Origin of the sequence: Pseudaestuariivita atlantica (genome assembly GCF_001205715.1) — a bacterium.
In the GTDB taxonomy this organism is placed as follows: Bacteria; Pseudomonadota; Alphaproteobacteria; order Rhodobacterales; family Rhodobacteraceae; genus Pseudaestuariivita; species Pseudaestuariivita atlantica.
On record NZ_AQQZ01000008.1, the window covers coordinates 220591 to 232061 of the forward strand.

An 11471-nucleotide genomic window follows, 5' to 3' on the forward strand; every position below is an offset into this window, starting at 1 on the left:
CACGTCGCGACACCGGGACAGTTCATGGAAAAGCGCGTCCTCTTCAAGGGCTGGATACTGCCGCTCGTTCTGATCGCACCGCAGGTGCTGATCTCGGCGGTGTTCTTCTTCTACCCGGCGGCGCAGGCGATCTGGCAATCGCTGTTCATCCCCGATCCGTTCGGCCTGTCGTCGAAATTCGTGGGGCTGGGCAATTTCGAGTTCCTGCTGGGCGACCCGTTCTACCGCGCCTCGTTCGTCACCACGGCGGTCTTCTCGATCCTCGTGACGCTGTGCTCGATGATCCCGGCGCTTTTTCTTGCCGTCATCGCCGACCGTCTGATCAAGGGATCGGGCGTCTACCGCACCATGCTGATCTGGCCCTATGCCGTCGCCCCTGCCGTAGCGGGCGTGCTGTGGCTCTTCATGTTCAACACCCGCGTGGGCGTGGTGTCATGGTACCTTGGCCGGCTGGGATATGACTGGAACCACGTGCTGAACGGGGGCGAGGCGATGGGCCTTGTCGTCATAGCCTCGGCCTGGGGGCGGATCAGCTACAACTTCCTGTTCTTCTTTGCCGCGCTGCAATCGGTGCCCCGGTCGGTGATCGAGGCGGCGGCGATCGACGGCGCGCAATTCTGGCGGCGCTTCTTCACCATCGTGCTGCCGCTGATCACGCCCACGGCCTTCTTCCTGCTGGTCGTGAACGTCGTCTATGCCTTCTTCGAAACCTTCGGCGTCATCCACACGATCACCGCGGGCGGACCGCAGCAATCGACCACGATCCTTGTCTACAAGGTATTCTCGGACGGGTTCGTAGGCCAGGACCTCGGCTCATCCTCGGCCCAGTCGGTGATCCTTCTGGTTGTCGTGGGCCTGCTGACGGTGATCCAGTTCAAGTATATCGAGAAGCGGGTGCATTACTGATGGCCCAGGCAAGCGGCATGGTCGAAAAGCAGGGGATGGGCATCTGGCTCACCCATGTGTTCATGATCCTCGGCGTACTGGTGATCTTTTTCCCGATCTGGCTGGCCTTCGTCGCCTCGACCGTGACGCAGGCCGACATCATCCGCCCGCCCATGCCCGTCTGGCCGGGTGACCAGTTCTTCATCAACTACCGCAACGCGATCTTTTCGGGCGTGAACGTGCCGGTGGGCACGATGCTGATCAACAGCCTGATCATGGCCGTGGGCATCGCCGTGGGAAAGATCATCATCTCGCTCCTGTCGGCCTTTGCCATCGTCTATTTCCGGTTTCCGGGGCGGCAGACGTTCTTCTGGATGATCTTCATCACGCTGATGCTGCCGGTCGAGGTGCGGATCGTGCCCACGTTCGAGGTGGTGGCGGGTTTCGGCATGCTCAACAGCTATTCCGGCCTGATCTTCCCGCTGATCGCGTCGGCTACGGCGACGTTCCTGTTCCGCCAGTTCTTCCTGACCATCCCCGACGAGCTGGCCGAGGCCGCCCGCGTCGATGGCGCGCGACCGATGCGGTTCTTCATCGACATCGTCGTGCCGATGAGCCGCACCAACATCGCGGCGCTGTTCGTGATCCTGTTCATCTATGGCTGGAACCAGTACCTCTGGCCGCTGCTGATCACCACCGACCCGGAAATGAACACCATCGTCATGGGCATCAAGCAGATGTTCCCGTCGGGCGACGATTTCGCCCATTGGCCGACGATCATGGCGACCTCGATCCTCGCGATGATCCCGCCGGTGATCGTGGTGGTGTCGATGCAGAAACTCTTTGTCCGCGGCCTTGTCGATAGCGAGAAATAACCATGGCAACTGTCTCCCTGCGCGACATTCGAAAGAGCTTTGGTCCCACGGACGTGATCCACGGGATCGACATGGAAATCGCCGATGGTGAGTTCATCGTGATCGTTGGTCCGTCGGGCTGTGGCAAGTCCACGCTTCTGCGCATGGTGGCGGGGCTGGAGACGGTGACGGCGGGTGATGTCCTGATCGGCGGCGAGCGCGCCAACGACAAGGAACCGATGGACCGCGACATCGCGATGGTGTTCCAGAACTACGCGCTCTACCCGCACATGTCGGTGCGCCAGAACATGGGATACGGGCTGAAGATCGCGGGCCTGCCCAAGGCCCAGATCAACGCCAAGGTCGAGGAAGCGGCGAGGCTGTTGCAGCTTGAACCCCTGCTAGACCGCAAGCCGCGCCAGCTGTCCGGCGGCCAGCGCCAGCGCGTCGCCATGGGCCGCGCCATCGTTCGCGAGCCGGCGGTGTTTTTGTTCGACGAACCCCTGTCGAACCTCGACGCGAAACTGCGCGTGCAGATGCGGCTGGAGATCCGCGAATTGCAGGCCAAGCTGGGCATCACCTCGCTTTACGTCACCCACGACCAGGTCGAGGCGATGACGATGGCCGACCGGATGATCGTGATGAATGCCGGGATCGCCGAACAGATCGGCACGCCGCTGGAAGTCTACGAGACCCCGAGCAGCCTGTTCGCCGCCCAATTCATCGGAAGCCCCGCGATGAACGTGTTCGATGCCGAGATCGCCGGTGGCGAGATACGGCTGGATGGTGCGACCGTCGGCCCAGCCCGGCTCCCGGACGGCCCGGTCAAGCTGGGATTGCGGCCCGAGCACCTCGTCCCCGCCGATGCGGGGCCCATCACGGCGCATATCCAGATCTCGGAACCCCTGGGGGCCAACACCCTGCTGCACGGCAAGACGGGCGGAACGGGCGACCCGATCACCATCAGCCTCGCCGGCGTTCACGGCGTCGGTGACCTCGGCTCGCCAAGGCATTTCACCGTCGCCCCGGAAAACATCCACCTCTTCGACCCCGCCACCGGACAACGGCTGGACCCGTGACCCCGGAACATTGGCGCAGGCTCGTCCTCTGCTCCGAACCGGCACGGGCTTGACCCGCCATTTTGGTGAGACTTTCGGAAAAAGGTGGTGCCCCCACACGGACTCGAACCGCGGACCTACTGATTACAAAACAGCCAGCAGCATAGCGTCAATAGAACCACACAGAATTCCTGTAGTTTTTACAGAAACTTGTAGGTTTAGGATGTTTACGGGTTATGTGAGGCTATGCTCTTTTCGGCAGATTTCTGCACCAAATTTGCACCAAACGATAACTAGCGGCCCAAAGCCGACGTCTGGCTATTGGGCGAAATGCGGCGTTTGCAGCCTGCTTTCCGGACAGTGTTTGGCCAACAACAACGGTTGTCTGCTGATTGCTCGCAGACGTTTGATCTTGGTCATTGGTGTAGCGCTACACACGCCTGAACCTGTGGTTAAGTGCAATTTGTCTGACCTCGCCGCGAAAGCGGCTGTAGCCATCAAAGGTCACCGATCGGGAATGGTAGACGGCCTTGCACCCGAACCTTGTTGAACTCGCGCATCCGGGCGAGGACATCAACGCCGAGTTGCTTGTAGGCGTCCAGCAAGTCGACCATCACCCAATTTTCGCGGATCTTGCCTGCTTCGATGCGCCAGAAATCCAAAGATTTCATCGTGATCCGCTTGCCCGAAGGCGCGATGCCCATCCAGCCGTCATGGGTCACCGTCTGGATCATGTTGGGCCAGCCTGTGACCGCCGCGTAGTCGCCGTCGCCGAAGAAGTGATAGGTGATCTCGTCCACGTATTGCCCGCGATCAGGCATGGCGTTGATGAAGGGGATCTGGTGCCAGTTGCGGAAACCCGCGATGCCCCGTGCTGTGCCAATGCCCGCCGGACCGTACCAGTTGACCCGGTCGCTCCAGAAGCGTGGCATCTCCATCACTTCGGGGCCGCCCTGGGTGGGATGTTTCTTCATGAATCGCAGCATCTCGACAATGTGGTCGCAGGATTGCGTGGCGCGGGTGCGGTCCCACGGGCCGGGCACGACACCGTCATTGGTGGCCGGACCGGGAATGCAGAACTCCAGTCCGAGCGAGGGCGCCATGGGCCACGCGCCTGCCTGCATCATGACCTCGGGGATGTCCCACAGCGACTGGATTTCGACCACCCGCCCGTGTTCGAACCGAAAGAACTCGTGGAACCGCATGTGTGTCAGGTGCCCCGTCGGCGGAATGTCCAGCCACGGGCCGACGAAGGTGCCCACGTAGTGCCCTCCGCACCCGACCCAGTCGTGCCCGTGTTCCGTCTTCCCGCCCATCACGATCCAGTCGCGCCGTTCCAGGTCGGGCATCGCGTCCAGCAGGGGCGCATAACACGCGTCAAAGAACGGCTGTGCGCCCACAAGATCGCCGAAGGGATGAGGCATGTGTACGACAGCATCGGGTGCCAGCAGGTCGGACAAGGCCTCGCACACGCGGGTCTCGTCAAAGTCGACCATGGCCAAGCGCAACGCTTCCAGAGTGGCCTTGTTCGCCGTGTGGACGTCACTCATGACGGTGGTGTCGGCCATGCGTCTACCCTTTCACGGCGCCGGCGGTCAGGCCGCTGACGATCTGACGCTGGAAGAACAGGATCAGGACAAACAACGGGGCCGTGGCGGAGACGACGGCGGCCACGGCGTACATCACCTTGCCTTCGACCTGCGTGGTGCCGAGGAAGGAGTTGATTGCGGGGATCATGGTCTCGTTCTCGGCGCTCAGCAGCATCGCGGTTACAGTGAAGTCGTTGTAGGCGAGCAGGAAGCTGAACAGCCCCGTGGTGATCACACCGGGCCACATGACCGGCACGATCACGTGCCGGAATGCCTGAAATCGCGTGCAGCCGTCGACCATCGCGCTTTCGTCCATGTCCTTGGGAATGTTCAGAAAGAACGAATGCAGCATCCACAGGGTGAAGGGTTGGTTGATCGCCACCAGCACGATAATCGTGGTCGGCAGGTGACCCCAGATGTTCCATTCAAAGAACGGCAGCAAATAGCCCGACACCAGCGTGATATGCGGCATCGCCCGGAACACCAACGCGGCGATCAGCAGCCAGAAGGCATAGCGGAAGCCCGACCGGGCCAACGCATACCCCCCCAGCGTGCCGAAGGTCAGCGAGATGATCACCGTGAACACCACGACGATCCCGGAATTGATGACGTTCTGCCAGAACGCCTCGATCACCCACGCGCCGAAATAGCCCTGCCCGGTAAAGGCGCTTCCGGTCTCTGCAATGGTTTGAGTGCCCCACAGCGCATTGGTCCAGTCCGCCTTTGAGAAGAAATCGGCCTGCACCTTGAAGCTGCCCCAGAACGTCCACAGGAACGGAAAGGCGGCGATGAACAGCCACAGCCCGACCAGTGAAAACGAGACGGCCTTGGCGGGTGTCATGCGGGTCTCGGATGCGGTCGCCATGTCAGTGCGCCTTGCGGTTGAAGTCGCGCCACGTGCGGATCAGCACCGGCGCCAACAGGATCACGACACCGATGATCGTCAGCATCGACGTTGCACCGGCCGACCCGTAGAGCGGGTTCCCGCTTTCGCGCAGGTCGTTGTAGATGATCCAGCTGAGCGAGCGGGCATGCGCCTCGGCGGAAAAGCTCACGATGGGTTCGAACACCCGGAAATTGTCCATCAGCAGCATCAGCGTGACGAAGGACACCAACGGCATCAGGTGCGGCACCACGACGTGCAGCGTGCGTTCCCACTTGCTGGCGCCGTCAACCTTGGCGGCCTCAAGAATGTCGTCCGGCACCGTCTGCAACCCCGCGTAGAAGGTAATGAAGCTGAATGGCAGCGTGTGCCAGATGCCGTACACGATGAGCATGGTCCACGTCAGCGCGGCCGAGGCCTTGAGGCTGAGGTTCGGGTCGTTGAAGATCAACTGGATCGTGGCGCCGATTACCCCGTCGCCATCGACCATCCAGAACAGGATCAGCGACCCCACCAGCGGGGTTACAAGGAACGGCAGCAGCGACACGAAGATCGACGGACCTTTCAACAGCTTGGGCAGCGCATTGACCCCCAAAGCGATCGCAAGGCCCAGCAAGATGACCACCGGCGTCACGATGGCCGTGTAGACCAGCGTGAAGGCAAGCGCGCGATAGAACGGCAGATCACCAACGACCTTCCAGAATTCGCTGAACGTCTCGGTTTCCGCCCACGCGACGCCGATCTCGGCAAAGGCGAGGTGCGAGCGGTTGATATAGGTGCCCAGCCCGTTGAACCGGCCCAGCGGGGCCTCTTCACGCAGCTTCTCGGTCGCCTCCAGATCAATTGCCGTGGATTCTTGGCAGCCGAAGGGGCCGCAGCTTTTGGACACGACCAGCACCTGTTCGTGCCCGACGAACAAAGACTGGATAAACACCGACACGATCGGCAGCGCGATGAACAGCGTCATCGCCGCCAGCGAGGGCAGGATGAACCAGACAAAGGTGCGATGCTTCATGTCAGAGGGCTCGGGTCAGGTTGGGAAACTGTGAGGGGGGCCTTCGAAGGTGTGCCCCCCTCACTCAGGTTGCCTTCAGCGATTACTGAAGGAACCCGGCCTCTTTGGCGGCGGTGACATAAGCCGCTTCGACATCAGCCAGCGCCTTTTCCGCGCTTTCGTTGCCTTGCAGGAAGTCCGACAGCTCAGCGCCCAGTGCGTTGTGCAAAAGGCCGATTTGCGGAAGCATCGGATAGGGTGCCGCGCCGCCTTGGGCTGTGGCCGACACGCCTGCCGCGGCGGCGCCGGGTTTGAAGCCCTCCAGCAGCCAGACCGCGTCATCGTTGTTGGCAGCGACCATTTCAGGCGTCAACGCGCTGGCCAGCGCGGCAAAGGTCGCCTCGGCCTCGGCATCGGACACGTTGGTCGAAATGGTGAAGCCATCCCACCACAGGGTCGCACCCGGCACGCCGCCCGGCTCCACCGACGGGGCCGCCGACAGGACGGTGTTCGAGGTCACCTCTTCAGTCGATCCTTCGTCATCCAGCACGGCCGCACCGCGCGACCCCCACATGATGCCAAGAGCGGCTTCGCCCGCTTCCCACAGAGCCTGCGTCTCGTTCGAGGCCTGCGTCAGGTGATCGGGGTGGGCGTATTCCACCAGCGCCTTCAGCGTGTTCAGCGCCGCGACGCCAGCCTCGCTGTTGACCATCGGCTCGGCCGTGCCCGGTTTGAAGAACTGGCCGCCATGCGCAAGGAAGACGAGGTTGAAACTTTCGCCGACATTCCAGCCCGTCTTCATGTTCATGACGATGGGATATTCCATGATCCCCGCCTCGCGGATGGCCTTGGCCGCAGCGATCATCTCGTCATAGGTGGCAGGCACATCGCTCACACCAGCCTGTTCAAGGATGTCGGTGCGCGAGAACAGGTGTTGCGAGTTCGCCATGAAGGCAATCGCCATCACGTTGCCGTCGATGTCGATTTTCAGGTTGTCGGGGATGTTCTGGCCGTACTTGTCGACCAGATCGTTCAACGGACGCACGAGGCCGTCATTCATCAACTGCGTCAGGGTCGAGTTCGCAACGATCACCGAGGTGTATTCCGCCGGGTCCGGCGTCAGCGCGGCGTTCATGATCTGGCGCGCTTCGGTCGTGTGGTTGCGGGTGAATTCCGCCGCGCTCGATGCACAGGCCGCTTCGGCCGCGTCCACAACCGCGTGGATCGCCGGGAAGTCGCTGGCAAGGATGCGGATCGATTGTCCCTCCGGTCCGCAGGTGGCGTGGCCGTCAGCATAGGCCGTGGTGGCCATCAGGACGGATATTGCGCCCGCCCATCCCAGATGTCTGATGTTCATGATGTTCTCCCTTTCGTGTTGGGTGCGCCTTCGAAACCTGCACCCTGAGTGTTCCGCTTGCGCGGGTTTTGGGGCGTGTCATGCATGGATGCGTTCGCCCGATATTGCTGAAAACAGGTGGCATTGCGCGGCAGGCACCGCGATGGAGACCGGGTCACCGATCCGGCCGCGGAAGGTCTTGTCGGCCTTGACCGACACCAGCGCGCCATTGATCCGGACCGACACCATCGTGGAATCGCCCAGCAGTTCCATCGTGTAGATCGGCGCGTTGATTTGCCCGCCCGTGTCGACCACCTGCGCGTCTTCGGCCCGGAAGCCCAGCGTGACCGCGCCCTGCGGTGCCGAAAGGCCCGCCACTTCGGTCCGCTCGGCGCGGAAAGTCCCGCCAGACACGACGCCCTCGATCAGGTTCATCGCCGGATTGCCGATGAAGCCGGCGACAAAGGCATTGGCGGGGCGGTCATAGATGTCGACCGGTGTGCCAACCTGCTGAACCACGCCCTGCTTCATGATCACGACGCGGTCTGCCAGCGTCATCGCCTCGACCTGGTCGTGGGTGACATAGATCGTGGTGACCGCCAGTTCGTGGCTGAGATTCTTGATCTGCGCCCGGGTCGACACGCGCAGCTTTGCGTCAAGGTTCGACAACGGTTCATCCATCAGGAACACGTTGGGCTCGCGCACGATGGCGCGGGCCAATGCCACCCGCTGCCGCTGCCCGCCCGACAATTCGGCAGGCCGGCGGTGCAGGAAGTCATCCAGTTCCACCATCGCGCTGGCGCGGCGCACACGCGCGTCATGCGTCGCCGGGTCCACCTTGCGCACCTTCAGCGGAAAGCGGATATTTTCGTAGACGTTCTTGTTGGGGTAAAGCGCATAGCTTTGGAACACCATCGCCACGTCGCGCTCTTTCGGTTCAAGGTCGTTTACCACCTTTCCGTCGATTACGATCTCTCCCTCGGTCGCGTCCTCCAGCCCCGCGATCATGCGCATCGTCGTGGTCTTGCCACAGCCTGACGGACCCAGCAGCACAAGGAATTCCCTGTCGGCGATGGTAAGGTCGAAATTGTCCACTCCGACATAGTCGCCCCAACGTTTTCCGACATTGCGAAGCTGGATTTCAGCCATGATCCCCCGACGCGGCAAGTTTCTGCATCCCACCACGCTAGACGGGGCCAGCCATCCCCGATAATGAAATCAATCTATGAGAGATATAAATAAAATTGATTTGAGGCTGATCGACACGACAATCCTTTTGGTGTTCCTGGAAACCATGAGACAACGGCAGGCGACAGCGGTTGCGCGCGAAATGGGGCTGACGCAACCGGCTGTCAGCCACGCTTTGAAGCGCCTTCGGAATCTTTATGGTGACCCGTTGTTCCTGCGGCGGGCACATGGCCTTGAGCCGACGGCGCTGGCCCATGAACTGGAACCGAAGGTCCGTCGCATTGTCAGATTGCTGTCCGAGACCCTCGAAGGCTCCGAAGAGTTCGATCCGGGCTCTGCGGCGACGGATCTGAGGATTGGCGCGTTTGACTTTGAACTCACAGGTGTCATCCCCGAGCTGGTGGCCCAGTTGCGCAAGGTCAGCCCGAATATCAATGTCCACGCCTTTCCGCTGCAAAACCGCGATGCGCTGGAGGCACTTGTGCAAGGCCAGATTGATCTGGCGCTTGGATATTTCGATTTTCCGCTGAACAGTGACGCGTCATTTGCCTCGGAAGACCTGCATTCGGAACACTACGTGCTGGCTGGCCGTCGCGACCACCCGATCTTTGCACGCTCGCTGACGCTGGAGACGGTGGCCAAGGCTCGCCACCTTCTGATCTCGCCCTACGGACCAAACAGGAACCTGGTAGATCACGCGCTGCATTTGCAGGGGCTGAAACGGAACATACAGACCGTTGTGCCATCCCTGTTTGCGGCGCTGTCGATCATTGAAAATTCCGACCTCGTCGTCACCTTGCCAAGCCGGATCGCTGCAAACAATGCCGAGCGTTTCGCCATCGCCCACAGACCGCTGCCAATCGAAGGCGGGACCTTCCGAATTCACGCCGTCCGCCACATCCGCGACGCCACCAATCCGCTGCATATCTGGCTGCTTGAAAAACTGCGGTCCGTCGTCGCGGATCAAACCGCTGTCGCCACCAAAAACAACTGAGACATGTAAAAATGCCTAGAATAGTGCCCAAGCTCTGTTCGAAATCACCGTGTCGAAGCGTACGAAGACGCCAAATGCCCGCTTTCGCAAATTCATCCGATCGCGTCGCACTTGCAGCGAACGACCACTTCCCGCCCTTACCTCACAGACGCAAGATACATCACAGCGCGTACCACATCGTCGCTATGCTCCAGAAGAACTCCAACCAGAGGTGCTTTCCCTGAGTGCGTCACGTACGGTCTGCCCGACATTTCGCCAACCTCTCCACCTACAGCCATGGCCAGTTTGTGTAAGTATGCTTCAGCGACATCTGGGTCGCCAAGGCTCGCGGATACTTGGTCGGTCCAAACTTGCCCGTTCCTTTGAATGTACCCCAGATTTGCTACGTCGCCTGACGGCGTGCCCCATCGCAAGATCAGAGACTTCTTGAACTCCGGATAGACACCAAGAGGTTCCAAATCGGCCAGAAACTTCTGAATTTGTTGCGGAAGCTGATCGTCTAACTCGCTCATGGCTGCAAAGAACGCATCGGACGACATTGATCGCGCAGGCTGATCAGGCGTCTGTGCAATTGCTTGCACGGCACCTAGAACGACTTGGTCGACAGCACCTTCGAACCTCACCACACCGCGTTCAACGCGCTGTGTGGCGGCCAGTGTTCTCGGCACAATGAGATATTCGTCATCGTTCTGTGCGTAGACGGACAACTCGACCAAACCGAAGGTGAACTGGAATCCTGCGTGTAGCTGAAGGCCTTGGTGGAGAGTGTTCAATTCGCTCCGGATGCCATCCCCGAGCACCAAAACAACGATCCGACCGGTTCTCAGATTATGCGAGACTGCATCAATGAAGTCGGGATAGGCCTCGCAGTGTTGCATCGATTTGTGGGCTTTAGAGCGGGTTTGGTGACGCTCCCAGAGCTTTATGAAGTTGAGACAGGGACGCGATGTGTCGGCGCAAAGTCGATACCGCCAGCTTTCCAGCATGTTCGGCGATGTAGGCTGCAACCTCTCCTTCATTTGAAGGAATGTTCCCGCCCCATCGGCGAAATTGTTCGACGTCTGACCGATATGCGCGCTGGGTGTTCTTGGAATACGCGGCCTCCAACAGACGTCTGAGCTGCGCAGGCGTCTCAAGGTCGTTCGCGATCTTGGGGGGTATGAGCATGCTTTTTTGCCTCCGATAATTGAAGATTATCAGAAGTGATTTTGAAGTGTGGCCAAACGGCATTCGTTCAGCAAACCCCACTCCGCGACCATTGTCCTCACAAGTTCGTCTACATAGTCGTCTCTGAGGCCCCACCCCAAACTGGTGGCTCTGTTCTTCAGATCGGAGCCAAGCCTCCAATTCAAGCGACGGCGAAGCTGTCCACACTCAATTCTGAACAATAATCCGCCCAGTGTTTTTGCGGTCGATACTTCACCTGTTTTTCCATCCTTGAGAAGCCTCTCCACTCGTCGGGACCGAGCGGCGTACTCTCGCAATCCTGCCAAACCGACTCTTGTGTGTTGTCCGCAAGCCCAGGTCGGAATGCCCCGGTGCCAAAGGGTGGGCAGGACATCATCCTCTGCTTCCTTTGCTGTTTCAGGGAACTCTGGGGCCAGAGCGACGAGCATCGGTGCCAGAATTGAACGCGTCGTTGAACCGCCCCGGGTTTACCGGAGAGTTTCTGGTTCAATAGTTAGGCTGC

The 11471-nt window shown here is 60.4% G+C and carries 11 protein-coding genes; 4 read left to right on the forward strand and 7 right to left on the reverse strand.

The features are described from left to right. Positions 1-24: 24 nt before the first annotated feature. From ugpA to ATO11_RS16925, 3 genes are read left to right on the forward strand one after another with little or no spacing between them, the layout of a single operon-like run. Complete coding sequence (ugpA, locus tag ATO11_RS16915) at positions 25-906, forward strand: sn-glycerol-3-phosphate ABC transporter permease UgpA (RefSeq protein WP_050532085.1); 882 nt, start codon at positions 25-27, stop codon at positions 904-906. Between the two features lie 17 nt (positions 907-923). After that, on the forward strand, positions 924-1760 hold the full coding sequence (ugpE, locus tag ATO11_RS16920) for a sn-glycerol-3-phosphate ABC transporter permease UgpE (protein WP_050532113.1): 837 nt from the start codon (positions 924-926) through the stop codon (positions 1758-1760). 2 nt (positions 1761-1762) lie between these two features. Then, positions 1763-2818 carry a sn-glycerol-3-phosphate import ATP-binding protein UgpC gene (locus ATO11_RS16925; RefSeq protein ID WP_050532086.1) on the forward strand — a complete coding sequence of 352 codons (1056 nt, stop codon included), beginning with the start codon at positions 1763-1765 and terminating at the stop codon, positions 2816-2818. Positions 2819-3294: 476 nt separating this feature from the next. Here the strand turns inward: ATO11_RS16925 and ATO11_RS16930 are convergent, their stop codons facing one another. The 5 genes from ATO11_RS16930 to ATO11_RS16950 all read right to left on the reverse strand — a co-directional run bounded on the left by ATO11_RS16930 (position 3295) and on the right by ATO11_RS16950 (position 8748). Beyond that, positions 3295-4347: an ester cyclase gene (locus ATO11_RS16930; protein WP_050532114.1), complete on the reverse strand. Its 1053-nt coding sequence runs from the start codon at positions 4345-4347 to the stop codon at positions 3295-3297. A gap of 22 nt (positions 4348-4369) precedes the next feature. Further along, positions 4370-5251, reverse strand: coding sequence for a carbohydrate ABC transporter permease (locus ATO11_RS16935; RefSeq protein WP_050532087.1), 882 nt, complete (start codon positions 5249-5251; stop codon positions 4370-4372). A 1-nt stretch (position 5252) separates the two neighbouring features. Beyond that, positions 5253-6284 carry a carbohydrate ABC transporter permease gene (locus tag ATO11_RS16940; RefSeq protein ID WP_050532088.1) on the reverse strand — a complete coding sequence of 344 codons (1032 nt, stop codon included), beginning with the start codon at positions 6282-6284 and terminating at the stop codon, positions 5253-5255. A gap of 82 nt (positions 6285-6366) precedes the next feature. Then, positions 6367-7620, reverse strand: coding sequence for an ABC transporter substrate-binding protein (locus ATO11_RS16945; RefSeq protein WP_050532089.1), 1254 nt, complete (start codon positions 7618-7620; stop codon positions 6367-6369). Positions 7621-7698: 78 nt separating this feature from the next. After that, complete coding sequence (locus tag ATO11_RS16950; RefSeq protein WP_050532090.1) at positions 7699-8748, reverse strand: ABC transporter ATP-binding protein; 1050 nt, start codon at positions 8746-8748, stop codon at positions 7699-7701. A 100-nt stretch (positions 8749-8848) separates the two neighbouring features. Here ATO11_RS16950 and ATO11_RS16955 point away from each other — a divergent pair, with 100 nt between their 5' ends. Next, positions 8849-9781, forward strand: coding sequence for a LysR family transcriptional regulator (locus ATO11_RS16955; RefSeq protein WP_242601448.1), 933 nt, complete (start codon positions 8849-8851; stop codon positions 9779-9781). Positions 9782-9918: 137 nt separating this feature from the next. Here ATO11_RS16955 and ATO11_RS16960 read toward each other — a convergent pair whose 3' ends face one another. Continuing rightward, on the reverse strand, positions 9919-10767 hold the full coding sequence (locus ATO11_RS16960; RefSeq protein ID WP_165586992.1) for a hypothetical protein: 849 nt from the start codon (positions 10765-10767) through the stop codon (positions 9919-9921). Next, on the reverse strand, positions 10673-11011 hold the full coding sequence (locus ATO11_RS22580) for a site-specific integrase (RefSeq protein WP_110553746.1): 339 nt from the start codon (positions 11009-11011) through the stop codon (positions 10673-10675). Before ATO11_RS22580 ends, ATO11_RS16960 begins: the two co-directional genes overlap by 95 nt. Positions 11012-11471 lie beyond the last annotated feature (460 nt).